General features: G+C 58.9%; 29 protein-coding genes. 16 read left to right on the plus strand and 13 right to left on the minus strand.

The annotated features are described in order from the left end of the window. The first annotated feature begins 200 nt into the window (after window positions 1–200). Together GH983_RS11205 and GH983_RS11210 are read left to right on the plus strand one after the other, a co-directional pair. Window positions 201–512, plus strand: coding sequence for a mobilization protein (locus GH983_RS11205; RefSeq protein ID WP_069041070.1), 312 nt, complete (start codon window positions 201–203; stop codon window positions 510–512). 2 nt (window positions 513–514) lie between these two features. Continuing rightward, window positions 515–2,116, plus strand: a complete 1,602-nt coding sequence (locus GH983_RS11210; RefSeq protein ID WP_069041069.1) for a type IV secretory system conjugative DNA transfer family protein — start codon at window positions 515–517, stop codon at window positions 2,114–2,116. A gap of 312 nt (window positions 2,117–2,428) precedes the next feature. Here the strand turns inward: GH983_RS11210 and GH983_RS11215 are convergent, their stop codons facing one another. Continuing rightward, on the minus strand, window positions 2,429–3,319 hold the full coding sequence (locus tag GH983_RS11215) for a LysR family transcriptional regulator (RefSeq protein ID WP_069041068.1): 891 nt from the start codon (window positions 3,317–3,319) through the stop codon (window positions 2,429–2,431). Between the two features lie 125 nt (window positions 3,320–3,444). Here GH983_RS11215 and GH983_RS11220 point away from each other — a divergent pair, with 125 nt between their 5' ends. Beyond that, window positions 3,445–3,774, plus strand: a complete 330-nt coding sequence (locus GH983_RS11220) for a helix-turn-helix domain-containing protein (protein ID WP_069041067.1) — start codon at window positions 3,445–3,447, stop codon at window positions 3,772–3,774. 275 nt (window positions 3,775–4,049) lie between these two features. Here GH983_RS11220 and GH983_RS11225 read toward each other — a convergent pair whose 3' ends face one another. The 3 genes from GH983_RS11225 to rnk form a co-directional block, all read right to left on the minus strand. Further along, entirely contained in the window at window positions 4,050–4,967 is a 918-nt protein-coding gene (locus GH983_RS11225) for a DMT family transporter (RefSeq protein WP_069041066.1), read from the minus strand. A 68-nt stretch (window positions 4,968–5,035) separates the two neighbouring features. Next, window positions 5,036–5,575, minus strand: a complete 540-nt coding sequence (locus tag GH983_RS11230; RefSeq protein WP_069041065.1) for a hypothetical protein — start codon at window positions 5,573–5,575, stop codon at window positions 5,036–5,038. Between the two features lie 140 nt (window positions 5,576–5,715). After that, window positions 5,716–6,135: a nucleoside diphosphate kinase regulator gene (gene rnk / locus GH983_RS11235; RefSeq protein ID WP_069041064.1), complete on the minus strand. Its 420-nt coding sequence runs from the start codon at window positions 6,133–6,135 to the stop codon at window positions 5,716–5,718. Window positions 6,136–6,480: 345 nt separating this feature from the next. On the opposite strand from rnk, the gene GH983_RS24555 reads away from it, so the two are divergent. From GH983_RS24555 to GH983_RS11285, 11 genes are all read left to right on the plus strand, one after another. Next, the gene (locus GH983_RS24555; protein WP_371418336.1) at window positions 6,481–6,906 is read left to right on the plus strand and encodes a hypothetical protein; all 426 of its coding nucleotides are present in this window, start codon (window positions 6,481–6,483) and stop codon (window positions 6,904–6,906) included. A gap of 83 nt (window positions 6,907–6,989) precedes the next feature. After that, window positions 6,990–8,087 carry a PAS domain S-box protein gene (locus GH983_RS11240; RefSeq protein WP_371418337.1) on the plus strand — a complete coding sequence of 366 codons (1,098 nt, stop codon included), beginning with the start codon at window positions 6,990–6,992 and terminating at the stop codon, window positions 8,085–8,087. Further along, the gene (gene fixJ / locus GH983_RS11245; protein ID WP_069041063.1) at window positions 8,077–8,688 is read left to right on the plus strand and encodes a response regulator FixJ; all 612 of its coding nucleotides are present in this window, start codon (window positions 8,077–8,079) and stop codon (window positions 8,686–8,688) included. The genes GH983_RS11240 and fixJ overlap by 11 nt, the downstream gene beginning before the upstream one ends. 112 nt (window positions 8,689–8,800) lie before the next feature. Next, entirely contained in the window at window positions 8,801–9,148 is a 348-nt protein-coding gene (locus GH983_RS11250) for a hypothetical protein (RefSeq protein ID WP_069041062.1), read from the plus strand. A 67-nt stretch (window positions 9,149–9,215) separates the two neighbouring features. Further along, window positions 9,216–9,851: a helix-turn-helix domain-containing protein gene (locus GH983_RS11255; RefSeq protein ID WP_083229708.1), complete on the plus strand. Its 636-nt coding sequence runs from the start codon at window positions 9,216–9,218 to the stop codon at window positions 9,849–9,851. A 203-nt stretch (window positions 9,852–10,054) separates the two neighbouring features. Then, complete coding sequence (napE, locus tag GH983_RS11260; RefSeq protein WP_069043765.1) at window positions 10,055–10,237, plus strand: periplasmic nitrate reductase, NapE protein; 183 nt, start codon at window positions 10,055–10,057, stop codon at window positions 10,235–10,237. A 161-nt stretch (window positions 10,238–10,398) separates the two neighbouring features. Continuing rightward, complete coding sequence (locus GH983_RS11265) at window positions 10,399–10,749, plus strand: 4Fe-4S binding protein (protein WP_234906007.1); 351 nt, start codon at window positions 10,399–10,401, stop codon at window positions 10,747–10,749. After that, window positions 10,730–11,023 carry a chaperone NapD gene (locus tag GH983_RS11270; RefSeq protein ID WP_069041060.1) on the plus strand — a complete coding sequence of 98 codons (294 nt, stop codon included), beginning with the start codon at window positions 10,730–10,732 and terminating at the stop codon, window positions 11,021–11,023. The genes GH983_RS11265 and GH983_RS11270 overlap by 20 nt, the downstream gene beginning before the upstream one ends. Beyond that, on the plus strand, window positions 10,998–13,502 hold the full coding sequence (gene napA, locus GH983_RS11275; protein ID WP_069041059.1) for a periplasmic nitrate reductase subunit alpha: 2,505 nt from the start codon (window positions 10,998–11,000) through the stop codon (window positions 13,500–13,502). The genes GH983_RS11270 and napA overlap by 26 nt, the downstream gene beginning before the upstream one ends. Continuing rightward, the gene (locus GH983_RS11280; protein ID WP_069041058.1) at window positions 13,472–13,963 is read left to right on the plus strand and encodes a nitrate reductase cytochrome c-type subunit; all 492 of its coding nucleotides are present in this window, start codon (window positions 13,472–13,474) and stop codon (window positions 13,961–13,963) included. Before napA ends, GH983_RS11280 begins: the two co-directional genes overlap by 31 nt. A 2-nt stretch (window positions 13,964–13,965) precedes the next feature. Further along, window positions 13,966–14,676 carry a NapC/NirT family cytochrome c gene (locus tag GH983_RS11285; protein ID WP_069041057.1) on the plus strand — a complete coding sequence of 237 codons (711 nt, stop codon included), beginning with the start codon at window positions 13,966–13,968 and terminating at the stop codon, window positions 14,674–14,676. A gap of 96 nt (window positions 14,677–14,772) precedes the next feature. Here the strand turns inward: GH983_RS11285 and GH983_RS11290 are convergent, their stop codons facing one another. From GH983_RS11290 to nirK, 4 genes are all read right to left on the minus strand, one after another. Further along, window positions 14,773–15,192: a pseudoazurin gene (locus GH983_RS11290; protein WP_371418487.1), complete on the minus strand. Its 420-nt coding sequence runs from the start codon at window positions 15,190–15,192 to the stop codon at window positions 14,773–14,775. A gap of 124 nt (window positions 15,193–15,316) precedes the next feature. After that, window positions 15,317–16,018: a Crp/Fnr family transcriptional regulator gene (locus GH983_RS11295; RefSeq protein WP_069041055.1), complete on the minus strand. Its 702-nt coding sequence runs from the start codon at window positions 16,016–16,018 to the stop codon at window positions 15,317–15,319. 97 nt (window positions 16,019–16,115) lie between these two features. After that, a complete protein-coding gene (locus GH983_RS11300) occupies window positions 16,116–17,012 on the minus strand; it encodes an SUMF1/EgtB/PvdO family nonheme iron enzyme (protein WP_069043764.1) in 897 nt (298 codons plus the stop codon). A gap of 69 nt (window positions 17,013–17,081) precedes the next feature. Beyond that, window positions 17,082–18,221 (minus strand): copper-containing nitrite reductase, encoded by a 1,140-nt coding sequence (nirK, locus tag GH983_RS11305; RefSeq protein WP_069041054.1) that lies wholly within the window; start codon window positions 18,219–18,221, stop codon window positions 17,082–17,084. Window positions 18,222–18,376: 155 nt separating this feature from the next. On the opposite strand from nirK, the gene GH983_RS11310 reads away from it, so the two are divergent. After that, the gene (locus GH983_RS11310; RefSeq protein ID WP_150127362.1) at window positions 18,377–19,693 is read left to right on the plus strand and encodes an NnrS family protein; all 1,317 of its coding nucleotides are present in this window, start codon (window positions 18,377–18,379) and stop codon (window positions 19,691–19,693) included. Here GH983_RS11310 and GH983_RS11315 read toward each other — a convergent pair. Both GH983_RS11315 and GH983_RS11320 read right to left on the minus strand, forming a co-directional pair. Further along, entirely contained in the window at window positions 19,657–20,181 is a 525-nt protein-coding gene (locus tag GH983_RS11315; protein WP_069041052.1) for a DUF2249 domain-containing protein, read from the minus strand. The genes GH983_RS11310 and GH983_RS11315 overlap by 37 nt on opposite strands. 87 nt (window positions 20,182–20,268) lie before the next feature. Beyond that, window positions 20,269–20,550, minus strand: a complete 282-nt coding sequence (locus tag GH983_RS11320; protein WP_083229525.1) for a DUF2249 domain-containing protein — start codon at window positions 20,548–20,550, stop codon at window positions 20,269–20,271. Between the two features lie 192 nt (window positions 20,551–20,742). Here GH983_RS11320 and hemN point away from each other — a divergent pair, with 192 nt between their 5' ends. Next, the gene (hemN, locus tag GH983_RS11325; protein ID WP_069041050.1) at window positions 20,743–22,095 is read left to right on the plus strand and encodes an oxygen-independent coproporphyrinogen III oxidase; all 1,353 of its coding nucleotides are present in this window, start codon (window positions 20,743–20,745) and stop codon (window positions 22,093–22,095) included. A 72-nt stretch (window positions 22,096–22,167) separates the two neighbouring features. Here hemN and GH983_RS11330 read toward each other — a convergent pair whose 3' ends face one another. The 3 genes from GH983_RS11330 to GH983_RS11340 all read right to left on the minus strand — a co-directional run bounded on the left by GH983_RS11330 (window position 22,168) and on the right by GH983_RS11340 (window position 26,287). Then, window positions 22,168–24,066, minus strand: a complete 1,899-nt coding sequence (locus GH983_RS11330; protein WP_069041049.1) for a nitric oxide reductase activation protein NorD — start codon at window positions 24,064–24,066, stop codon at window positions 22,168–22,170. Between the two features lie 9 nt (window positions 24,067–24,075). Continuing rightward, window positions 24,076–24,879 carry a CbbQ/NirQ/NorQ/GpvN family protein gene (locus GH983_RS11335; protein WP_069041048.1) on the minus strand — a complete coding sequence of 268 codons (804 nt, stop codon included), beginning with the start codon at window positions 24,877–24,879 and terminating at the stop codon, window positions 24,076–24,078. Between the two features lie 61 nt (window positions 24,880–24,940). Next, window positions 24,941–26,287 carry a nitric-oxide reductase large subunit gene (locus GH983_RS11340; protein ID WP_069041047.1) on the minus strand — a complete coding sequence of 449 codons (1,347 nt, stop codon included), beginning with the start codon at window positions 26,285–26,287 and terminating at the stop codon, window positions 24,941–24,943. Window positions 26,288–26,312 lie beyond the last annotated feature (25 nt).

Below are 26,312 nucleotides of genomic sequence, written 5' to 3' on the forward strand. Positions count from 1 at the left end.
GCAGTCTCCAGCACGTCGCGGGGTCACCTGAGCACTGAGTTGCGCCGCAACTCGTAAGTGCGCCCTTGTTGCTTTCTTCGCTTCGCTCATAAGCCACCGGGATGCAGCTTCGCCGCGTGTCGCTCACGGCAACAGATTTGTACCTTGTGCGATTTTGCCCTTCCGCGTCGAATTAAGTCTTGTTTCGAAAGGACGAGGCGATGGCGAGACGCAGCATTCAGGAAAGACTGAGACAGCTCGAAGCCCGCAAGCAGGTACTGGTGGCGCGATTGGGCAAAGAGCAGAGAGCCCGTGACACAAGACGCAAGATCCTGATCGGAGCGCTTGTGCTCGACCGGATCGAACGGCAGCCGGAGCGATACCTCAACGGCCGGCTCGATGAATGGCTGAGGGCCGAACTGCCGGGCTTCCTCACCCGCGACAATGACCGGCAGCTGCTCGACGATATCCTTGAGCTCGAGAAGCTGGAGCAACAGGAGAAGCCGAACGAGCTGGCCGACGGGGAGGAGTAGCCATGACCCTGTTCACGCGCCTTCGCCTGCTGGCAATCGGCATCAAGCTTGCCGTGATCTACCTGTTCCTCGGTTATCTCGTGGTCGGCATCATTCTCGGCATCGATGTCGTCATCCAGCACAATGCAGAACCCGGCGAAGAGCGTGGTTGGCTGAGCAGCAATCTGCCCGATGTGCTGAAGTATGTGCCCCTGATTGCGGCGACCATCGGACTTCTCATTCCCTTCCTCGCCCGGGCTCGTGCCTCATGGATCCATGGCACGGCGGAATGGGCAACGCCCAAGGAGCTGAACAGGCTGACCAGGGGCACTGATGGGCTGCTGATCGGTCGGGACCTGCACTCTGGAAAGCTGCTGCACCATGATGGACCGGGCCATCTCCTCACCATGGCACCGACCAGAACCGGCAAGGGGGTGGGCACGATCATTCCCAATCTCCTGACCTCTGAGCGCTCGGTCATCTGCATCGACCCGAAGGGCGAGAATGCGAGGATCACGGCACGCGCCCGGCTGAGCTTCGGCCCGGTCTACGTACTCGATCCCTTCGCCGTCACAGCCTTCAACACCTCTGCCTTCAATCCTCTCGACCGTCTTGATCCCGACAGTGTCGATCTCGCTGAGGATGCAGGAACGCTTGCCGATGCCCTCGTCTTCGATGAACCGGGCATGGCAGGAGAAGCACACTGGAACGAGGAGGCAAAGGCGCTGATCGCAGGACTGATGCTGATGATCGTTGCAACAGCGCCACCCGACGAGCGGCATCTTGGAACGCTCCGCCGCCATCTCACCGCCGACCCGCATCGGTTCACAGATCTGCTAAAGGAAATGCAGCAGATACCGGAAGCAAATGGCCTGATTGCCCGGGCTGCCAATCGCCATCTCGGCAAGGCAGACAGGGAGGCGGCCGGCGTATTCTCGGCCGCTCAACGCCACACGCACTTCCTCGACAGTCCGCGCATGGTGGAAGTGCTGAAACGATCGGATTTCCGCTTTGCCGACCTGAAGCATGAACCCGCAACCGTCTTCATGGTCCTGCCGCCGGATCGGCTGTCGACCTATTCGAGATGGCTCCGACTGCTCGTCACCCAGAGCCTGACCGACATGGCGCGCGATCCGACAACACCGGCAAAGCCTGTGCTCTATCTGCTCGACGAGTTCGCGGCCCTCGGACATCTCGCACCTGTCGAACGGGCCATGGGCCTGATGGCAGGCTACGGCGTCCAGCTCTGGCCAATCCTGCAGGACATGCATCAGCTGCGTGCGACCTATGGACCGCGAGCTGGCACCTTCCTCTCCAATGCCAGCGTGCTACAGGTGTTCGGCGTCAACGACATCGAGACGGCAAGCCTGATGGCAAGAACCATCGGCCGGATGGACGAACGGCACGTCACGCAATCCTGGAACAGTCCCAACCTGCCGTGGAAGCCGCCCAGCATCACATCGAGCGAGCATATCGTTGCCCGTGACCTGATGACTCCGGATGAGATCATGCGGCTCCCCGACGAAGCAATGATCCTGCTCAACAGGGGGCAGAGACCGGCACTCGCGCGGAAGATCCGCTACTACGCAGATCCAGAGTTTCGCACTCTCTTCGACCCGTCTTGAGCAACAAACTCCGCACGAAGCGCACATAGCGAGCAGACCGCACCCGACGCCCGAGACCGACCCGGATCAAAGCCGCGCTTGCGCGAGATCCGGGTCAAACAATGAAGAACATCGGAGCGTTCAGCATAGCGGCGACCGCAGGGCGCGAACGCGGGAATTCTCGTCACGTCAGGGCCGGAAGAAGCGAAGCCGCAGGAGCCTGAGCATAGCGACCCCCAATTGGGGTCAGGCGGGACCGACTTCGCCCGGCCATTGCGTTCCGCTTCAAGGAGGCAGTGGGCTAAGTGAGCGCAGTAGCCCACACCACGTCCCTCACCTGCCCGGCCTTCCCAGCGTCCGGGCAATATCGATGATGTCATCACGGGCGGCCGTCGGATCATCCTTGCTCCAAGCGACACCAAGCCCGATCTTCAGATCGATCCCCGTCACCTTCTTCAGCACCACGTCCCTGCCCGGCAGATCTGCCGTCCATTCTGGCGCAAAGCCGACGCCAAGACCTGAGGAGACAAGCGAGATCAGCGAGAAGGTGTCATCACAGGTATAGGCGATATTGTCATTCAGCCCGTGCTCGTCGAAGGTCTCGGCGAAATAGCGCTCGGTGAAGGACAGGTTCTGTCGTTTGAAGGCGATGATCTTCTCGGCCCTCAGATCCTCGATCGTCACCTCGTGCTTCGAGGCAAGTGGGTTTCCCATCGGCACGGCCAGCAGGTACCGCTCATGGGCGATCGAGAAGAAGCGCAGCGAGCCGATGTTCTCGACCGGTCGAATAAAGCCGAGATTCAGCTTGCCGCATTCCAGCTGCCGGATGATTTCTGATGTCGAACCATTCGAGACATGCAGACGGATGTCGGGAAACTTCCGGCCGATCCGGGCAAGGAATGCCGGGAGTACGCCAGTCGTTGCCGGATAGATCGTGCCGATCCTGATCTCCCGCATGGTTCTGCCCGCTGCAGCCCGGGCCATCTCCGCCGACAGATCCAGTTCTCCCAGCATTCTGATGCAGCGATCATAGAACACCTCCCCTGCCCGCGTCAGTTCGACCTTGCGCGTCGAGCGCGTCAGCAACTGCACTCCAAGCCCCTTTTCCAACGCCTGGACCTGTGTGCTCAGTGCCGGCTGGGCAATATTTACCCGCATGGCGGCACGACCGAAGTGGAGCTCCTCGGCAACCGCGACAAAATAGGAGAGTTGGCGGAGTTCCATCGGGCAGCTCCTGCGCTCGCGCAAGTGGAAATGAACGGCAGGCCACACCATAACTACATTTTGTTCTCTTGTCACTCCGTATCGTTCATGGTCGGAGCTGTGTGATTGGGGAACATATTGTTCCCATGGATCTCTTGGCAAATAAGCTTCGTGAGCGCGCTAAACAGTTGGGCATTTCCAACGCGGAGGCAGCTAGACGTTCGGGTTTGGATGAGCGCCGTTTTGGACACTATGTGTCTGGGAGACGCGAGCCGGATTTAGCTACTCTTGTAAGAATCGCCGAGGCGCTCGGGACGACACCTAACTGGCTACTGGGTGTGCCATCTGCAGATGCCGCGGCCCCAGAGACGATTGGCCTAATCGATCGTTTTGTGAACGCTTCTAATGGTATGAATATGCGAGAACTTGAACTGCTGGTCATCCAAGCGGAAGCGGTATCTGCGAGCAAACGCTAAGTGCGGATCGTCTATAGGCATTCGGACTAGCAGAGATTTGGGACAACTGAACGGACACGGCCCCCGCAGTTATCTCAAGCCAAGTCATTGATATAAATTAATAAATCCAGAAAAATGTCATAAGCATAATTATGGAACCAAAGAAGCCAGTTTGCTCCACCGGCTATTCTACACACTGGCTGGTTTCACGTCACTACATTCAGTTTCTTTGGTTCGCAGGGAAAAGGTCCGCCATGGTGTCGGCGGTCCCTTCACAGGGTGCCAAGACCAGGCATTCACGCTGATCCTGGAGGAGTCGGGCTGGCGGAAAGCGATCCTGATCCGGCGCGTCGTTCCGTCATGACCGTGCGATAGTTGGCCAGCACGATGATGGCACCGCCAAGGAAAACCCAGAGGTCGATCGCCTCGCCATAGGCATAGGAGCCGACGACGGCCGCCATCGGCACGCGCAGGAAATCAATCGGCATGGCAACGGAAGCGTCGAGGCGCTTCAGCGCTTGCGCCTGGCAGTAATGGGCACAGAGAGCTCCGAGGCCGGCAACCACCATCCAGGGGATATCCGCCACATGCACCGGCCGCCAGTCGGTCAGCGAAGCCACGAGGCCGAGTGGCAACTGGATGACGATCATCCAGACTACGATCGCAGCCGGTGAGACGTCGCGCGTCAGTCTTTTGACGAAAATCAGAGAGAGCCCGTAACCGGCGGCGGCAATCAGCACGAGACCTGCAGCCGGGTCGGCCATCGCGATACCGGGACGGATGATGACAAGCACCCCGATGAAGCCGCTGATCGTTGCGAAGATCCTTGGCCTCGTCATCTTCTCGCGCAGAAACAAGAAGGCAAATAGGGCAACCCAGATCGGCATGGTGAATTCCAGCGCGAACACGGAAGCGAGCGGCAGCATGACGACGCCGATCGTCCAGAGATACTGGGCCATGAAATGCACGAGGTTGCGCGCGATATGCAGTTTGAAGAGCTTTGCATGACGCAGTTCCGGCAGCAGCATCCGGCCGAAGGCGACGATTACACAAAGGCCGATCAGCGCGCGAAAGAAAAGCACCTGTTCGATCGACAGTGTGCTGGCAAGCTCTCGCGATCCGACGGACATACCTACGAAAGAGATCATGCCCAGGGCCATCCAGATGAGCCCCTGGATGAAATCGGAATGTTGAAACTGCTTGATTTTCTGCATGCTCGGTTCTTTCAGGTCGGACGCGTGCGCGGGAAGAGCACGCGTCCGAGAGATTGATGGAATGGCAGTCAGGCCGCCGAAGGACCCGGATCGTCGGGACTGTCCGAAGCACCGACAAGTTGATCGTGACGTCCATCCATGCCGCCCGGCACGAGACGCAAGTGCGGTCGCTGCAAGCTCGTGCCCGCCTCCTGACCAATCATCTGCCGTTCCCGCCGCGATGCCTCGGGCTGGTATTCGACTGCTTCCAGCAACATGGTCTCCGCGAGACCATTCGAGTTTTCAAACTCGATCTTCTGGCCTGCGCGAAGTCCGAGCAGAGCGAGGCCACGCGGTGTCGTGATGGGCAGGAACAGGCCGACCGGGCCAGTTGCCTGGCCGGTCGAGATCACGCGGATATCGCTCTCGCCGGCATGGGCGCGAAAGCGGACACGGCTGTTGATGCTGGCGACATCCCCCGGAAGATCGTCGCGGAACACGACGATGGCCTTTTGGATCTTGCGCCGGCAAAGCGCGACGAGCCGATCATTGCGGCCCTGCCAGTTGTCACACAAGGCTTCGAGTATGGTGAAATCCTTTGTGGTCAGAATGTAAGTGTCGTTCGACATTTCGCAGTTCTCCATCGCGCTGTCGCCAGCGCGTCCATCGACATGAGCGGGAGATACCCCTGCACGAACATCGCGCAGGGGAGGCTATCCTGCGATGAGACAACCTCCCCGGATTGCGAGGCGGGAAAATGCAGGCAACATCATGCCGGATCGATCACTGCAGGGGATGCGACCTCTTCGACATGGAGGCGGTGCAGACGCCCGTCACGTGCCACCCAATCGATGGACTGACCAGTCGAAAGACCGATCAGTGCCGCTCCGATTGGCGTCAGGATGGAGATCTTGTCAGCCGCAATATCCGCTTGAGCCGGGAAGACCAGCGTGACGCTGCGATCTTCTCCGAGATCGCTGGTGAAGCGGATCCTGGATCCCATGCGTGCGACATTGGCACCTATCTTGGTGTCCTGAACGATACGCGCACGATCGAGCTCGCTAAGAAGCTCCTCGGAAACATCAGGATTCCGGCCGGCATAGGCCTCCGCGAGACGGTAAAGCCTTTCATGATCGGTCCGGGTGAGGATGATTGCCGGCTTGCGCTGCCGTTTCTTTGCGAGAGCCATGCTCGGGCCTCCTGTACAAGACGCGCGGCCGCGCATCCGGCGCACCGCTCTGAAACAAAAAACTGGTATTGAATGTCGCTTCGTAGCCCATTGTCCCCTCGCGGGGACCGCTACCCCTGCCCCACGACCTTATCGCGACGCGATTGGCCGGGGGTCAGATGCCTGCGATGAGGCACATCCGTGTGCGGATGTTATGGAAGCGTTCGATCAACATGCACGAAAGATGGCCGGCTCGGACACGGAAGTCAAGCAAGGCCGGTTGCCGCCTAGCCAGTATCACAGCGCGGGCGATCTGATGCCGAAGAAACAGACCATCTGTGGGGACGAACTCGACCTCGGAGCTTTTTGACTTCTATCAATTGGACACAAGGGCTAGCTTCCCATGTACGTATGTCGAATCGAGCGGAATTAGCGCAGATCATTGCGCCATCTGCATTGTTTTGGCTGATTGTGTGCGAAATCAGGGGCGAAATGGACGACGTGCAACGAAATGAAAGACGATTGCTCCCCAATTCCTGGGGTTATGTCGTTGCTGTTCTCGGAACGGTCGCGATCGTCGGCGTGCCGCTTTTCGTCATGGGCGCCGCCGCTTCGCAAGCGCTCTCCCTGCTCGTGCCGATCCCGGTCATCGCCACAGCTATGATCGGGGCGCGGGTCCGGCTTTGCTCGCGGCTGTCTTCGGCCTCGCCCTTTGGCTTCTCAATGTGCATTCATCAGGCTCGGAAATCGTCATTGCCCAAGCAGTCGCGTTCGCCGTCCTGGCGACGTTGATCGTCTGGTTTGCCAAACGAAGAGACGAGGATCGGGAGACCCTAGCAGGGCTCAGGGAAGCGCTGGATGATCGCGAGGCCCGGATGGGGTCTATCCTCGACACGGTTCTCGATGCCACCATCGTCAGTGACGAAAACGGAATCATCATCTCGTTCAACTCCGCAGCCGTCCGCCAGTTTGGCTATTCCGAAGCCGAAGCAATCGGTCAGAACCTGAAGCTGCTGATGCCTAAGCCCTACCGCGTCGAGCACGATGGCTACATGCGTCGCTACATGGCAACGGGCGAAAAGAGGATCATCGGCGTCGACCGCGTTGTGGTCGGCCAGCGTAAGGATGGCTCGACCTTTCCGATGAAGCTCGCGGTAGGCGAGATCAAACGTGGCGGAAAGCGGTTCTTCACCGGGTTCGTTCGCGACCTCACGGAGCGAGAAGAATCCGCCGCCCGCCTACAGGAGATCCAGACCGAGCTCGCAAGGCTCGGCCGATTGAACGAGATGGGAGAGATGGCGTCGACGCTGGCGCACGAGTTGAACCAGCCATTGTCGGCCATCGCCAACTACGTACATGGCTGCGCGCGCCCGCTGCAAAACGCGGTTGGCGACCGCGACATCCAGGTCCGCGACGCATTGCTGGAAGCGGGCGAACAGAGCATTCGCGCCGGGCAGATCATTCGACACTTGCGCGAGTTCGTTACCAAAGGCGAGACGGAAAAGCGGACGGAGAGCCTGCGCCAACTCGTCGAAGAGGCCGGAGCGCTCGCTCTCGTCGGCTCGCGGGAAAAGGGCGTGCGCACCGTGTTCGATTTCACTTCGGACAACGACCAGGTCTTCGTCGACCGGATCCAGATTCAGCAGGTGCTGACCAACCTCATGCGCAATGCGATCGAGGCGATGAAGCAAACCGAGAAAAAGGAAATCCGGGTCAGCGTCTGTTCCGACAAAATGGGGCTCCTGACCGTGACGGTCGAGGATTCCGGTCCCGGAATTGCTCCAGAGGTTGCCCAGGATATCTTCAAGCCGTTCACGACGACAAAGGCAGGAGGCATGGGGATCGGGTTGTCGATTTCCAGGCGCATCGTCGAGGCCCATGGCGGCGAGATGACCGTTTCCAAGAGCGAGCTTGGCGGTGCCTCCTTCTGTTTCACCCTTATCCAGCACGACGAGGACCAGAATGCAGCCTGATGACTTCACCGTCCATATCGTTGACGACGAAGAGGCACTTCGCAAATCGCTGGGCTTCATGCTCACGGTGAACGGTTTCGGCGTGAGGCTTCATGTGTCCGCAACCGCCTTTTCGGAAATCGCCCCGAGCCTTCGCAACGCCGTGCTGGTCACCGACATGCGCATGCCGGACATGAGCGGCCTCGATCTGGTGCGCAAAATCTCGAGCATATCGCCGCCGATACCCTCGATCATCGTCACGGGGCATGGCGATATTCCCATGGCTGTCGAAGCGATGAAGGCGGGTGCCGTGGACTTTATCGAGAAGCCGTTTGAGGAGGCCGTCATCATCGAGGCGGTGCGGCGCGCGGCCGAGAGGCTGGCAGACTCGTCGGCGGGCACGCTCAGCGTCGATGACATCCGCTCGCGCATTGGCAGCCTTAGCGAACGCGAGCGGCAAATTCTGGCGGCCGTCGTCGCCGGCCAGCCCAACAAGGCCATCGCGTTCAATCTCGACATCAGCCCGCGAACCGTCGAAGTCCATCGCGCAAATGTCATGACGAAGATGAGGGCGCGCAGCCTACCCGAACTGGTGCGCATGTCACTGACCGTCAGCGTCTAGCCAATATGTCGCGCAATCCGACGTAACGCTTGATCCATGACAAGGTGGCGCGTCGGCCAAGATGCGATCTGCAAGCTTGGTGAAAGATCACGACCGAGCTTCTGGGATCCCATTGTCCACGCTGTCTGCAATTGTTGCTGTTGTCAAAGACCCGGCTTTGTTGCGGTCGATCAGCTTTGCGCTCAACACGCATGGACAGGCGGTAGAACAGTTCAACGACTGGGCCATGGCGAACGAGGCGATCAGCCGAGCGGAATGCGTCATCCTCGACACCTGTCTGCCGCCTGCCGATCTGACGGCCGGCCTCAGTCTTGCCAGCCGGGGCATAAAGCTCGTTGTTCTGGCGGAGGACGACAGAGATTACGGCCGGGGAAACAGGCAAGACATTTGCGTACTGTCCAAACCGCTTAACGGGCCTGATATTGCTAACGCGGTATCAGCCCTACGTAGAAATCCGTAGTGGAAGAACTCAATAGCGGCCAAGCTCCCAATTCAACATGATCCCTTCAACCAAAGGGGACATGCCGATGCAAACCGCAGCTTCCATCGCACAAAATTCGCATCTCTCGCCCCCGCCGCGTGCACGCAGCCAGACGCATATCAGGCCGGTGACCTTTCACGCGCCGGACTGCGTGATCTATGCCCAGGGCCAGCGCTCGCGATCACTTTACCAGATCGAATACGGGGCTGTGCGGATCTATCGCCTCCTGGCCGACGGCCGCAGGCAGATCGTCGCCTTTCATCTTGTCGGCGACACCTTTGGCTTCGAGATCAATGAGACCCACAGCTTCTATGCCGAGGCCATGGTGAACACAGGCCTGACCACCGTCGAACGCGCAGCCGGCGGCCAGCTCAACGACCGCCTGGTTGGCGTCGCATTGAAGGCGATGGTTCGAGCTCAGGAGCACCTGCGTGTCGTCGGCCGCCAAAGTTCACTGGAAAAGATAGCCGTTTTCCTGGTCGATCTGGCTGATCGCCAAGGTGGCACTGAATTAATCGACCTGCCCATGAGCCGTATCGACATAGGCGATTATCTCGGCCTCACCATCGAAACAGTCTCGCGCACGATTTCGAAACTGCGCGACATGGGCATCGTCAAGCTTCACAATGCGCGCAGCATAGAAATCATCAAGCCTGAAAAGCTTCGCATACTCAGCAACTAGTCCACCTGCGCGGCTTGGGAAAATGTCAACATAGAGCTGGGTTTCCCGATATTTTGATCGCATGGCTGCCGACACCCGCGCCGCAGCGACAGGACCCCCGACACAACCAGTGCGATATCACGAATCATCACTTTCCTTGACAGAAGAGTGAACACTCCGCACACTTGCGGCGAGGAGTAGGAGGAGACCCCGTGCATCACAGCATCGAGAATTCGACCCCGCTACCTGCCTCGGACCGTCGTATACGGCGCCGATCAGAGCTTGTGACATTTTTTATCCTCGCCTTTGGCATCTGGCCGATCCTTGCGGTAGCGGCCGTTGGAGGCTTCGGTTTCATGGTCTGGATGTACCAGATCATCGCCGGTCCACCCGGTCCTCCAGCTTAAGCGAGGAGGCCATGGTGACCTCACTTTCGCGGCGAGCCCTCCTTCGAGGACAGATCAGGCAAGAGCTCCGCATCCTGCCACCGGGTCTCTTACGTCCGGTGGAAGAGACCTGCGATCAATGCAGCGCATGCGTTGATCACTGTCCGCAGTCGATCATCTCGATGCAGTCCGGCATACCGGCACTGGATTTCTCATCCGGCGGATGCGATTTTTGCGGCCAATGTCGCGAACACTGTCCGCACGCGGATGTCTTCTTCGGCGCCGAACTCTCCATTCCCCACAAGGCACAGGTGCAACCGCATTGCCTGGCGCTCAACAGCGTCGACTGTCAGTCATGCCGCGACCATTGTCCGACTGACGCAATCCGGTTTCGTCCACGCGCTGGCGGACCATGGCATCCTTCAGTTGTAGAGGATGACTGCACCGGCTGCGGAGCCTGCATCAGCCACTGTCCAACGAACGCAATTTCCCTATCGGGGAGGAGTGGCTTTCATGTCGACGCGCAACCCTGAACGCTTCCATGTTTCCAGTGCTGTCGTTCTGACCTCTCCGGCCGCCGCTGGTCGTCTTGTCGAAGCATTGGCAGAGATGCCGGACGTCGAAGTTCATGCCGCGGAACGCGGCAAGATCGTCATCGTGATCGAGGGCAGATCCAGTGGAGAGATGGGCGCGACACTCGCTGCCATTTCGGGCCTTCCGGATGTCATGGCGGCAAACATGGTTTTTGAGCATGCAGAGAATTTGGAGGAGGGTTTAATCAATGGACACAGACCTGACGCGGCGTAGTCTGCTCAAGGCCCATGCTGCCGCGATTGCGGCAGCCACCGCCGGCATCAGCTTGCCGGCCCATGCCCAGTCCGTTCCCGGTGGCGTGGAAGCGCTCGAGATAAAATGGTCCAAGGCGCCCTGTAGGTTCTGCGGCACCGGCTGTGGCGTCATGGTTGGCGTCAAGGAAGGGCAGGTCGTCGCCACACACGGCGACATGCAAGCCGAGGTGAACCGCGGCCTCAACTGCATAAAGGGCTATTTCCTCTCAAAGATCATGTATGGCGAGGATCGCCTGAGCACACCGCTCCTGCGCAAGCGTGGCGGACAATATGACAAGGACGGCGAATTCGAACCGGTAAGCTGGGACGAAGCGTTCGATATAATGGCCGAGCGATGCAAGAAGGTTCTGCGCGAAAAGGGACCAACAGCGATCGGCATGTTCGGCTCCGGCCAGTGGACGATTTTCGAAGGCTATGCCGCCACCAAGCTGATGCGGGCGGGCTTCCGTTCCAACAACCTCGACCCTAATGCCCGCCATTGCATGGCATCCGCCGCATATGCCTTCATGCGCACCTTCGGCATGGATGAACCCATGGGCTGCTATGACGACTTCGAACACGCCGATGCCTTCGTGCTCTGGGGCTCCAACATGGCGGAGATGCACCCGATCCTGTGGACACGCCTTGCAGACCGGCGCCTGGGTCACGAACATGTAAAAGTCGCAGTGCTCTCGACCTACACCCACCGCAGCATGGATCTGGCCGACGTTCCGATCATCTTCAAGCCGAGCACGGATCTGGCGATCATGAACTATATCGCAAACCACATCATCTCGACCGGTCGAGTGAACGAGGACTTTGTCCGCGCCCACACGACCTTCATGAAGGGAGTGGACGATATCGGATATGGTCTTCGCGCCGACGATCCGCTCGAGATGAAGGCGAAGAACGCAGGCGACCCGACCAAGATGGAGCCGATCGACTTCGACAGTTTCAAGGCCTTTGTCGCAGATTACACTTTAGAAAAAGTCGCCGAGCTGACTGGGTCCGATCCGGGCTTTCTGGAGCAACTCGCTGAGCTCTATGCCAATCCCGACACCAAGGTCATGTCTCTTTGGACCATGGGGTTCAACCAGCACACGCGCGGCGTCTGGGCAAACCACATGATCTATAATCTGCATCTGCTGACGGGGAAGATCTCTGAACCGGGCAACGGCCCCTTCTCACTGACAGGCCAACCATCGGCCTGTGGAACGGCGCGTGAAGTCGGCACATTCGCGCATCGCCTGCCGGCAGACATGGTGGTGACCAATCCGGAGCACCGACATCACGCAGAGGAGATCTGGAAGCTCCCGGAAGGTCTTCTTCCCGACAAACCAGGATACCATGCCGTAGAACAGGACAGGATGCTGAAGGACGGCAAGCTGAACTTCTATTGGGTTCAGGTCAACAACAACGTCCAGGCGGCCCCCAATACCAGCAACGAGACCTATCTCGGCTACAGGAACCCGGACAACTTCATTGTCGTCTCCGATGCCTATCCCACGATCACCGCCATGTCTGCCGACCTCATTCTTCCGGCCGCCATGTGGGTCGAGAAGGAAGGAGCCTATGGCAATGCAGAGCGCCGAACACATGTCTGGCATCAACTGGTCAATGCGCCAGGAGATGCGCGCTCGGACCTATGGCAATTGGTGGAGTTTTCCAAACGGTTCACGACGGATGAAGTCTGGACCGAGGAGATCTTGGCGCAGAACCCGGACTACCGCGGCAAAACACTTTTCGAGGTGCTGTTCGCCAATGGCAAGGTGGACCGATACCCACTCTCAGAGGTGGACGCCGACTATGCCAATCGCGAAGCCGAAGCATTTGGCTTTTATCTCCAGAAGGGCCTCTTCGAGGAATATGCGGAGTTTGGGCGCGGACATGGGCATGACCTGGCACCTTACGACGTCTACCATCAGGAACGGGGCCTTCGTTGGCCGGTCGTCGACGGCAAGGAGACCAAATGGCGCTACCGGGAGGGTTATGACCCATATGTCAAACCCGGCGAAGGGGTGCGCTTCTACGGCAAACCCAATGGACGTGCGGTCATCCTGGCTGTGCCCTATGAACCGCCGGCCGAATCGCCGGATGAGGAATACGATTTCTGGCTGGTAACAGGCCGGGTGCTGGAGCACTGGCATTCCGGTTCGATGACAATGAGGGTGCCAGAACTCTACAAGGCCTTCCCCGGCGCCCGCTGCTTCATGAACGCCGACGACGCGCGAAAACGCGGGATCAACCAGGGGGCAGAGATCACCATCGTTTCGCGTCGCGGCGAGATGCGGACACGCGTCGAGACCCGCGGCCGCAACCGCATGCCACCTGGCGTGATCTTCGTTCCATGGTTCGATGCCAGCCAGTTGATCAACAAGGTGACGCTTGACGCTACCGATCCGATCTCCAAACAAACGGATTTCAAAAAATGCGCAGTCAAGATCGTTCCCGTGGCCTGACAAGAGGCCAACTTGGTGCCGCTGCCCTGTTGGCAACCTGTCTCATCGGTGGTGGCGTGGTCGCTCAATCGGTTCCGCAGTTGTCCGGCCCGCCCCAACAGATGGAAAGCGTTCCGGCAAAGCCCCTGCCGAAATGGAATGTGGATGACGTGCGCAAGATGCGCGCCTATCCGGACCAGCCTCCCATCATTCCACACTCGATCGAAGGCTACCAACTGTCGGTCAATACCAACCGATGTCTCTCCTGCCACAAGCGCGAGTTCACGGAAGGGTCCGGTGCGCCCATGATCAGCGTGACCCATTACATCACGCGGGAGGGACAGATGTTGGCAGATGTCTCGCCGAGACGATATTTCTGCACAGCCTGTCACGTCCCCCAGGCGCAGACCAACCCCTTGGTCGGCAACACCTTCCGCGACATGAGCGACATGGGGGTCAAGCTGATGGGCGAGGAGCATTAGAAATGCAGAGGCTCCGCAACCTGCTCTCATGGACATGGCGCGTTCTGACGACGCCAGCGGCAACGCTCAGCCTCGCCTTCCTGACGCTCGGCGGCTTTGTTGGCGGCGTCATGTTCTGGGGTGCGTTCAACACAGCACTTGAACTGACTAATACGGAGGAGTTCTGCGTCAGTTGTCACGAAATGAAGACCAATGTGTATGAGGAGATGACGAGGACCGTCCACTTCTCCAACCGCTCCGGTGTCAGGGCATCCTGTCCGGATTGTCATGTGCCCCACGAATGGACGGACAAGATTGCCCGAAAGATGCAGGCCTCGAAGGAAGTCTGGGGCAAGATCTTCGGAACGATCAATACACGTCAGAAATTCCTCGATGAGAGATTGCGGCTGGCGCAGCACGAATGGGCGAGACTGAAAGCTAATGACAGTCTTGAGTGCAGAAACTGCCACTCCTCGGTTGCTATGGACCTGTCGAAACAGACGGAACGTGCAGCTGAGATCCACACGCGTTATCTTCTGAACGGCAAGGCGACGTGCATTGATTGCCACAAGGGCATCGCCCACGAACTCCCGAACATGCAGGGAATTGATCCCGGTTGGCGGATGCCGGAAGAACTGGAAGGCGAAGAGCTTCCCACCGCATCTCCGGTCGACGAACTACGCAATGCCATCGACCGAGCGCATAGCGGCCTGCTGGTTGATGGCGGGATCTGATCCCTGCCACGGCCGACCATCGAGGCAGAAATGGCGACGCCACCGGGGTTAGCACCCTGGCGGCGTCGACCAAGCAATATGAACGAGTGGGCAAATCTACTGGGCCGAAGCGACGGCTGCATCAATCCGCTCGCGCGCCTTCTTCGGCAGCTTTGCGGCGTTGAAAGCATCGAGATTGGCGGCGGGCGCATCACCGACGAGGATGGCGGCGACCATGCCCATGCCAACATGCGGCGCGCATTTCACGCCGTAGAGACCGGGAACGTCAAAGGTCACCTTGATCGTCTCGTTCATCTTGCCCTTGAACTCCGCCGCACCGTCCGGAATCATGCCCTTGATGGCTTCGGCATTGTGGCTCTTGTCGGTAGCGACGAAGGTGACGGTGTCGCCGGGGGCAATCTTTAGACCGGCCGGTTCGAAGACCATGGCACCCTCGGCGCCCTTGTTCAGCATCTTGACTTCGAAATCAGCAGCGATTGAGAGGGTTGGGGCCGAAAGTAAGATTACGGCTGCCATTGTTAAACTACGAAGTTGCATTTTCATCTCCTTAGACAGAACACCTCGTTCCGTTGCAAAAGAGATAGGCCAGGATGGGCGAGCCTTCTTTGCTCAATATCAAGTAAGAGAACGCTTCATCCAGTTAGCGACGTTCGGGGAGAGAATCCGCCAGCGATGCCAATTCAGCCATATCGCGCACAAGGAGTTTCTGCCGACCACCTTCGATCAGGCCCTTGCTCTCCCAGGAACTGAATATGCGCGAGACCGTATGGATTGTCGTTCCGGTCATCTCGGCAATATCCTGCCTAGAGATTGGAAAATCGATCCGTATTCCCGCAGCCTCTGGGCGACCAGCCTTCTGTGCCAGCCGCAATACGGTATGTGCTACTCTCTTTTCGACTTCTTGCGTCGACATTTCGCGAATGCGGACATGGGCTTCCTCGAGCCTTTGTCCGATCGTCTCCATTGCACTGACAGCGAGCCTTGGATTTCGCTCTACGAATTTTGGCCACATCTCTGTGGGCCACGACAGAACTATGCTTTCGGCAGCAGCAAGGGCTGTTCCCGGATAGTCTTGTCGCTGCAGCGCCTTGGCGAAGCCGAAGAGGTCACCGGGGTGCACCACGCGCACGATGATCTGTTGACCGGCGCTGGTGACCTGGGTGACCTTTAGGCGGCCATGCAGGAGGAGAAAGAAATAGGCGGCAGGCTGGCCTTGCTCGAACACGGACTCGCCGATCGGCAATCGCTTCGTCTGAGCGGGAACAAGTAGCGCGTCCAACTCGTCATCGGTCATCTTGTCGAACAATGACAAAGACTTGATGATCGTCCGATCAAGTTTCAAAATATATCCCTCTCCCGCCACCAGCCCACATTCTCAGGGCTCGAAGAGCCCAATAGTGGCCATTGTGGCGAGTGTGCCATTCGAGGGGTAGCCTACCTCACAAGGCACCGATCGAAAAGAGCAAAGGAGCGTACCAGCGACGATCTTCGACCAGCCGGAAACCGACATGGTCAGGGGGAACTCCGACAGAGCAGCCTCCGCTTTTCGGGTCTCGGATAAACGAGCTTAATGGCGATCTGTGTTTGCCAGCGGTGATGTAGACGCCGCAGGCTTCGGTTGTGACCGGCTGCCCTCCGTTGACGAGGTCGACACGCCGATTGCAGGTCGTTGTCCACTCCCAGATATTGCCGGCAAAATCGGCAAGCCCATGCTCGTTCTCGCCGAAGCTTCCATGGGCAAGCGGTGCCGGTTCCTTGGATCTCTTGCGAGCCGCCTCGCGCTCATAGTCGGCGAGCCAACGCAATGCCGGGTTGCGATTGTCCGGGTCGATACCGAGGGCGTCATCCGGAAACTTCTGACCAGCGGCAAAGGCCAATTCCACGTCACTTGGCAGTCGCCAGATTCCACCACTCTTTTTCGAAAACCACCGGGCAAACATTGTCGCGTCGTCGTGGCTGACGCCGGTTACCGGCATGTCAGAGCGCGATGGAGTGACCGATTCCCGAGCCGGGCAGGCTCTATCGGCCACGCAGGCATCGTAGTCCTGGGTGCTGACCTGATACTTCATAATCGTGAGAGGAGCCGTCATCACGTATTCTGCCTTCGGCCCATCGACGGCGTATCCGGCGCGGTAAAACTCGCCAGGTTGACGGTAGGCGAAACGTCCCGCCGCCACCGAAATAGTTTGAGGTGGTGGCAGATCGGCGCCACCACTCATCTGCACGATGCCCGATTGAAACGCGATGGCGGTAGACAGAGCGCTTACGAGCAGAAGCGGCAGCAGCACCGAGCCGACCGAATTGGGCTGCCTGGGAGTGAGAACGGCGCCGGACATGGCGATTTCCAACGAGTTTGAGAGGAAGTCCACGGGGTGCTCATCGAGCACCCCGTACATTCGCAAGGATCAGCTTTCCGGCTTGACCACGGCGGTCATCAGATCGTCATTCCAGTCGCCGGTGACCTTGAAGTGAGCGGCCGCACCCTTTTCGAAGGCTTCGATCAGGTTGTGGTTGACATAAGCGTAGATGCCCGGCTGCTGGAAAGTATAGTAGGCTGCACCCGCAGCGCCTCCGGGGATGAACCAGGTTTCCTGATCGAGTTCCGGCGGGTTGGCGAACTTGCCGGTTGCCCAGACATAGTCGCCATGGCCACCGATCAGGTGCGGACGGGTATCACGATTGGCCTGCGAATGCAGGATCAAGACCCGGTCGCCGACTTCTGCCGTCATCGCATTGTCGCCCGTCAGAGCTCCGACCGCACCATTGAAGACAATGTGGCTCGGGGTCAGCGTGTTCATCACTTCGAGCACATCCGAATAGGCGTCGCCGGCACTCTCGTATTTCTTGTAATTGCCGTCGGCATCCTTGGGGACATAAAAGTCCTGCTCGCCGACATAGTATACCTTGTCATAAGGCAGATCATTGCCCTTGTGGTCCTTGAGACCGTCGCGCGGCAAGACCGTGATCGCGCCATTCATGCCGGCGGTCACATGCCACGGCACCATTCCGGGAGGTGCGCAATGGTAGACGAAGACCCCGGCCTTGGTAGCCTTGAAGCGCAAGACGGCTGTTTCGCCCGGATTAACCAGGGTCAGAGCACCGCCGCCTAGCGCACCAGTTGCCGAATGGAAGTCGATATTGTGCTGAAGGCTGTTGGTATCGGGGTTGATAAGCGTCACCTCGACATAGTCACCCTCATGGACGACCATCATCGGACCGGGGACCGAGCCGTTGAAGGTCATGGCATGGACCTCGGTGCCTGCATCGTCAACGACGATCTTCTTTTCCTCGATGGTGAGCGTGAACTCAACGACCTTGGGCGCGCCTTCGGCCTTTTGGCTATGCGCATGGACGAAGGGAGGTGCGACGAGATCGACCTTCACCCGCTCCAGCTTGGCGATGTCACCGGCAACGGCGGCGGCATTCGTTTTAATGTCGCCACCTTCGGCGCGTGCCACAGTCCCTGTCAGAACAGGGATAAGCGCGCTTGCAAAGACAGCCCCCGCAAGCATTGTTCTTCTGGTCAAATTCAGGCTCTGGGTCATAATCTTCTCTCCTTGTCGTGCAGTGAGCGTTTCGCCCGAACTGTTGAGACTGTTTTACTTGATGGCGCCCAGTTTTATTTGTTCCAGAACAAAGAACTCATGAGGGAGAGTGCGTCATTGAGCCGCGTACCAAACAATAGAATTGCCGGCGCCCTTTGATCGAGATCAATTACTTTGCTTGGAAATCATTGCGCAGGAACGATCGAGTATTTTGGAGAGCTGTTTTTATGAAGGATAAGGAACGACCGACGAGTGGCGGGATCCCGCGGGGCCTGAGGCGCGACGGCCTCGTCCTGCTGTCTTATGGGTTCCGGCCATTTTATCTCGGGGCGCCTCTATGGGCCATCGCGACCATCACAATCTGGATTTGCGCGATGAACGGCTGGCTTGAGGTGGCGCAAGTCTACGGCCAATCCGCCTGGCATGCGCATGAATTGCTGTTCGGCTTCATGCCAGCGGTCCTCGTCGGATACTTGATGACAACAGTTCCAAACTGGACCGGTCGCTTTCCACTGTCCGGTAGCCCGCTTGCGGGACTTGCCTTCATCTGGATCGCGGGTCGCATTTCCATGCTGTTGATCGCAGATACATCGGCCCTCATCACCCTCCTGATCGACTGGATCTTCCTTCCACTCTTCGCCTATTTCTGCGTGAGAGAAGCCTGGGTCGCCAGGCGAATTGCGGATGCGAAGCCCATCCTTTGCCTCACGTGTCTCGCCCTGATCAATGGCGGGTTCCACATCGTTGCCATGGACGGAGGGGATGTGGGGGTCTGGGCGCGGGCAGGCCTTTCCGTCTATATCCTGTTGATCACGGCGACCGCGAGCAAGCTCATCCCGAGCTTTACAAACAACTGGCTTGCCCAGGCAGGCAGGTCACGCCTCGCGCCTACCAGTCGCATGATTGATCGTTTTGTCCTGATCGCCACTATCCTTGCAGCGATGATCTGGACCTTTGAACCGTTTGGCCCACTCACCGCCATCATGGCCCTTGTCGCAGCCAGCTTACACCTCGTGCGCGCAGCACAATGGTTCAGGCCAATCATTCTGCGATCGTCCATGATCGCAGCGATGCAGGTGTCTTACGGCTTTTTGGCTATCGGGCTGTTGGGGATTGCAGCAACAGCGCTCGGCATGCTTGGCCCGCTCGCTGCAATTCATCTTCTGGCCATCGGTGCCGTGACGGGAATGATGCTCTCAATCATGATGCGTTCGATCCGGCTTCATACCGGTCGAAATGAGAAATTCTCCTGGTGCCAGCGGCTGTCCGTTCCATGCCTGCTCATCGCGGCAAGCTTGCGCATAACAGCCGATTTCATTCCCGGATACTATGCGCCGTTGATGTCTGCGTCTGGACTGTTCTGGATTGCCGCCTTTGTCTTCTTTCTCGCCGACAATGCTGGTCTACTTTGCCAAGTTCAGCGGCAAGCCGGTCGTCAACCTTCACCGCCCACGCGGATCAACATGCGATAGGCACGCTTTGACGTATCGAGATTGCCGACCCATTGGTGACCGCGTTTTTCCAGCTCCGCGCCGAGAAAGCGCGATTCCTCAGAAAATACCGCGAAGAGCACTTCGCCCGGCTCCATGAGCTCGATCAGCGAGAGAACTTTTTCCATGGGAGCCGGTGGCTGTTGTTCTGTCAGGTCGAGCCGCCACAATGGATCGGGCCAGGCCGCCGCTTCCTCTGCACCGATCGAATGGAGAATTTCTGCAGAAATGTCTGGCGCCGGGATGAACAGAACCTCCCACTCGCCGCCATCCAACTCCTTGAGTTCGGCCGAATAGCCGCGGCGCGCCATGACGCTCAACAGCGGCATCGGGCGAAACGTTGCAAGCAGGCGCAAACCTTCCCCTGGCTTCAACGACTGAACCGCATGCATGATCGCAGGAAATGGCTCACCTCCGTCACGAAGGATGGGCCGCACGTCGAGTTCTTTGAAGTTGGCTGTTGTCGACACGTGACCTCCCAATTTTCGACTTCACCTGTCCGATCACGATGAATGTGCATGGGAGCGGCCGCTGTCGACAGGTCGCTCCCATACAGTTCAATGACCACCACCGCAGTTGCAGTTGCAGCCTTCGTGTTTCTTCCGGCGAATGCGGACTTCCCATATCTCCGGACCGCGGGAAAGGTATTCCCACCCGAACACCCCATCATAATGCATCTCGAGATGGTAGTAGAGCGGAACCGGATCATGATCGACGGTCAAGATCAACTGATAATCCGGAAGCAGCGAATTCAACATTCCGAATATACGAGGATGCCTTTCCACGCGCGGAATTTCGCGCACGTCGAGCTTGAGAATATGATCGTCTACAACAGTCATTCGCTGGCTTTCATCGATGCGGGTTTGCGGGGTCGCATGCAGCTCGGCTGCACCACAGGATACTGAAACACCCGCGCCTAGGCATCGTTGTGCTGTGACAAGCAAATCCCCGAAAGCCTGTCCTCTTTGCCTTTCGACAACGAAGTCCTTCGGCGAGCGGCTATCGTTGCGGCATGAAACCGGAGCGATATCATGAACGCAGAGATTATCCGCCGTTACGGCGAAAGCCGCTTGCCCCGTTACACGAGCTATCCGACCGCCCCCCGCTTCTCGCCCAATATCGGAGCCGGCACCTATCGGGACTGGCTGGCCGCGGTGCCGAAAAGCGATCCGGTGTCACTCTATCTTCACGTGCCCTTCTGTCGATCCATGTGCTGGTATTGCGGCTGCCACACCACCATCACCCAGAAAGATGCGCCAATCCTCGACTATCTGACAGTGCTCAAACAGGAAATCAGATTGGTGACGAAAGCCATCGGGCGACGACAGGATGTCAGCGACATTCACTTCGGCGGCGGCACTCCGACGATCATGACGCCAGAGGAATTCCTCGACCTCACTGCGACGCTCGCCGCAGCTTTTGGCATCGGCGGCGCGACCGAATTTGCGGTGGAAATAGATCCCAGAACACTGACCGTAGAAATGTCGGAGGCACTGGGGAAGGCGGGGATAACTCGGGCTAGCCTTGGCGTTCAGAGTTTCGATCCCAAGGTGCAGAAAGCGATCAATCGCATCCAGTCAGCAGAACAGACCGAAACAGCCCTTTCGAACCTGCGCAAGGCAGGAGCCAGAAGTGTCAACTTCGACCTGATCTATGGTTTGCCGCATCAGAATGTCGACTCTGCGATTGAAACTGCCCGTGTGGCCTCGGCCATGCGCCCTGAACGCTTCGCCGTCTTCGGCTACGCCCATGTCCCGGCCTTCAAGAAGCATCAACGCCTGATCGACACGGCAGCGCTCGGCGATGCCCATGAACGACATGCGCAGGCGGAAGCCATCGCGGCAACCCTGTGCGAAGCCGGGTATAGACGGATCGGTCTCGACCATTTTGCGCTTCCTGAGGATCAACTTTCGATCGCCGCCGATTGCCAGGCGTTGCACCGCAATTTCCAGGGATATACGACCGACATTGCATCAACGCTGATCGGGTTCGGTTCCTCGGCGATTGGACGCCTAACGGAAGGCTACGCGCAAAACGACGTTGCCATCGGACGCTATGCAAGTCTTATCTCATCCGGTGAACTGGCCACGTCGAAAGGCTATCGCCTCACCCAAGAAGACCGCGTCCGAGCCTGGATCATCGAACGGCTGATGTGCGACTTCCAGGTGGATTTTTCAACCATGCCGGATGGCTTTGAACTTCCGGACGAGGGCTTTGGAAAAGCCAATTTACCGCTGAAGACCTTGTTGGAGGAAGGCATTGTCACCTGGCGTGGCGATGTGCTGAGCGTGGACACAAAGCACAGGTTCCTCGTTCGAACGGTGGCGTCGTGCTTTGACGCCTATCTCGGCGAAACGGGCAGAACACACGCCACGGCGGCCTGAGACAAAGCGACGAAATAAGAGAAAGCCCGGTCCGATCGCTCGGTCCGGGCTTTCCCTTTGCGCGTTCGCGGATCAGCGGACGAGCGCGCGGTAGATCTGTGGCAAGGCCGCTGGAAGGCGGCGAATGTCGGGAACGACGGCATAGCCATGGTGGCCGAATACAGCCGGCACATAGGTTTTAGCGTCCTGATCGACCGTGACGCCGAAGACATGGATGCCACGCCGCCTTGCTTCGCTCACTGCCCGACGTGTGTCTTCAAGCGCAAAACGTCCCTCATAGTGATCGACATCATTCGGTTTTCCATCGGTCATGACAAGAAGCAAGTGCTTGCGATTGGGACGCTCGGCAAGTTTGGCCGTCGCGTGGCGTAGGGCTGCTCCCATGCGGGTATAGTAACCGGGCTTCAGCGCGGCGATGCGATGGCGCACCAACGCACTCATCGGCTCATCAAAGTCCTTGATCGTCTCAACGCGCACCCAGTCCCGCCGTCTCGACGTGAAGCTCAAGATAGAATGCATGTCGCCACAGGCGGCCAGCCCTTCGGCCAATACCAGAAGCGCCTCCTTCTCGACATCGAGCACCCGGCGGTCGTTGAACCAGGCGTCGGTTGACAGCGAGACGTCGACCAGCAGGGTCACCGCAAGATCATGGGCCTGCGGCCGGCTTGCCATATGGATGCGATCCGAGCATTCGCCGCTCGCAGCAAGCTCGGTGCGGCTGCGCACGACCGCATCGAGATCGAGATCGGCACCGTCGACCTGTGCACGCAGCAGCTCATGGCGCGGACGCATCGCTTCGAACTGCCGCCGCACCCGGCGAATCATCGCCTTCATCTCGGACGACTGGACCGGCGCCATGTCCTGTTCGCAGGCCGGACCGGCAAAGACCCGGCAGTGGTCCTTCAGATAGACCCCGTGTCTGTAGTCCCATTCCGGATAGGTCAGTTCCGCTTCGATCGCGGAATGGATGAGCGCCTCGGGCGGCAGGTCCAGGTCGAACCGAAATTTCGCGGCAGGCCGGCCCTTGCGTTCTCCAAGCACCATCTCGTCGAGTTCGTCGGCGGCTGACGCATCGTGATCGTCGCTGTCGTCGGCGGGACGGTCGACATTGACCATCTCGGCCATGGCAAGGATCTTCTCGAAGCGGTTGAGGATGAAGGGACTGCGCTCACCCTTGGCGGCAGAGTCCTTCTCACGGATCGCCACATGGCGTCCGGCCGCCTGCGCATCCGCCTGGCTGGAGCCGACCGGCTGGTCTAATTCCTGGCGACCGGCCCATTCCTCCCTAAGAACTGCCTGCGGCCAGAGCGGCACGGGCAACATCGGCAGATAGCCCGCAGGTGCCTGCATAGGCATTTCATTACCTGCAGAGAGCGGGGCAAGCCCCGCGCCACGGCGCAGGAGATCAATGATGCAGTCCTCCAGCAGCCCCTCAACCCGAGGCAGCGAGCCGCGGCGGCGCTCCGACAGAAGGGCGCGGCAAAGCCGACTATAACGATCGACCAGACCGGGGAAGGTCTCCAGGACCTGTGCTTCAAGCGCCGACGCCGCGTCCAAAAGTGCAAGATCTGCCTTGAGGGGATCAGTCTCGGTCATCGGTTGAAGCGGCATCACGGCCATGGCGGCGGCCAGCCAGACATAAAGGTCAAGATTGAGCGACTGCTCCGGCATGAGATCCAAGACTGGGGGCAACATCACGCTAGCTTCGTCCCGCGCCGGATGAATGAGCTTTTCTTCGCCCAGCCCCATGCGTTGCCGGAACTTCAGCCGGTGTTGCGAGGTCTTGCCCCGCGCCGGTACCAGTTGAACCGTCCGTTCACCGCCGAAGCCACGAAAGCAGACAGAGAGTACCGGAAGCACGTCCTCCAGCAGGACAGCCGCTTCGGGATAACGCGGCCAGGTGCGGGTATCACCTGCCAGCCTGTGCCAGGCGCGCCCGACCGTCTCCTCAAGCTCCAGAAAGTCCAGCATGACATTCTCCTAGCGGATGACCGCCTGTGCCAGTTCAAGGAGTGCGGTACGCACGTCAGGTTCGTCGGTCAGCGGCTCTATCATGGCGGCACGAACGGCGTCCCGTGGCGCAAGACCGGCATCGATGAGGCTCGCGCAGTAAACCAGCAGACGCGTCGAGACGCCCTCCTCCAGGTCATGACCTTTCAATGCCCGCAGCCGCCGCGCCAGTTCGACCAATGGCTCTACAGCCGTGGCAGGCAGTCCACTTTCTGCCGAGACAACCTCGATCTCCCTCGCCTTGGGCAGGAAGTCGAACTCGATGGCGACAAAACGCTGGCGAGTCGAGGGCTTCAACGCTTTGAGGAGGCTTTGATAGCCAGGATTGTAGGAGACAACGAGCATGAAGGCCGGCGGCGCTTCAAGCTCTTCGCCTGTCCGCTCCAATGGCAGGATGCGCCGGTCGTCGGTGAGCGGGTGGAGCACGACGGCGACATCCTTGCGCGCCTCGACCACCTCGTCGAGATAGCACACACCGCCCTCACGGACCGCCCGGGTCAGCGGTCCGTCGACCCAGACCGTCTCACCTCCCTTCAAAAGAAAACGGCCAGTGAGATCGGCAGCCGCCAGATCGTCGTGGCAGGAGACGGTGGTCAGCGGCAAGCCAAGCTTTTGCGCCATATGACTGACGAACCGGGTCTTTCCGCAGCCTGTCGGTCCTTTGAGGAGAAGCGGCAACTGCCGCGTCCAGGCTGTCTCGAAGAGAGTGCATTCGTTGCCGGCTGGAGAATAGGCCGGGATATCCGGCTGAATGTTGCGGGCGATGATATTCATGTTCCTGATCCTCAAAATTGGGGAGAGCCCCGCCGCTTTTTGAAACAGCGGGGCCGCTGTTTCACTCGGCAGGCTCGACATAGCCGCCGAAGGCAGGCTCTTTTTCCTTGCCCGGCATCAACACGGCCCAGACGAACATCAGGGCCGAGACCAAAACGACCGCACCGGAGCCGAGGCGCACCCAGTAGAACAGCGCCAACTGGTCCTGGACGGCCATGTAGCTTTCACCCAGCACGCGCTGGAGATGCACCTGCAGAACACCTGCGAAGGTGAGCGCAAAGGTCATTACCGACATGGCCGTGCACATCATCCAGAAGCTCGCGATCGACAGCCACTGGTTATAGGGCTGGCGGCCGCGCATTTCCGGAATGGCATAGGCCATGATCGCAAGGTTGAGCATCACATAGGCGCCGAAGAAGGCGAGGTGCCCGTGCGCTGCCGTCACTTGAGTCCCATGGGTGTAGTAGTTAATGGAGGACAGCGTGTGCAGGAAGCCCCAGACGCCAGCACCGAAGAACGCCATGACCGAGCAACCGATCGACCACAGAAGAGCTGCCTTGTTCGGGTGCTTGCGGCCGGCCTTCCAGGTCATCACGAAGGTGAAAATGACCATGGTAAAGAAGGGGGCAACTTCGAGGGTCGAGAAGAGCGAACCGATCCACTGCCAGTAGCCCGGCGCGCCGATCCAGTAATAGTGATGGCCCGTGCCGAGAATGCCGGAGAAGAGCGCCAGGCCGATGATGACATAGAGCCACTTCTCGACCACTTCGCGGTCGATGCCGTTGAGCTTGATCATCAAGAAGGCGAGCACCGAGGCCATGATCAGCTCCCAGACGCCTTCGACCCAGAGGTGGACGACATACCACCAGTACATCTTGTCGAGTGCCAGGTTCGTTGGGTTGTAGAAGGCAAAGAGGAAGAAGATCGCCACACCCCAAAGACCGAAGATCAGGATGTTGGTGACGACAGTCTTGCGGCCCTTCAGCGATGTCATGGTGACGTTGAACAGCAGCATCAATGCGACAATGACGATGCCGATCTTGATGATGAAGGGTTGCTCCAGAAATTCGCGGCCTTCATGGATGCCGAAGAGGTAACCGACGACGGCGGCGGCGGCGGCGATTAGAAAGATCCAGAACTGCACGATGGCGAGCTTTGGGCTGTAAAGCTCCGTCTCCGCCTCTTCCGGCAGCAGATAATAGGTCGCGCCCATGAAGCCCATTAGCAACCACACAATCAGGGCGTTGGTGTGGATCATGCGCACGATGTTGAAGGGCAGGAGTTCCGAGAGCGTATTGGGCAGGACGTAGATCGTGCCGGCAACAACGCCGAACAGGACCTGGGCAACGAAGAGGCCAAGCGCGCCGTAGAAATACAGCATCGCGACCTTCTGGCTTTGATATTTCATAGGTTTGTCTCCTTGGGTCACGAAG

It is taken from the genome of Agrobacterium sp. MA01 (assembly GCF_009650195.1).
Classification (GTDB): domain Bacteria; phylum Pseudomonadota; class Alphaproteobacteria; order Rhizobiales; family Rhizobiaceae; genus Allorhizobium.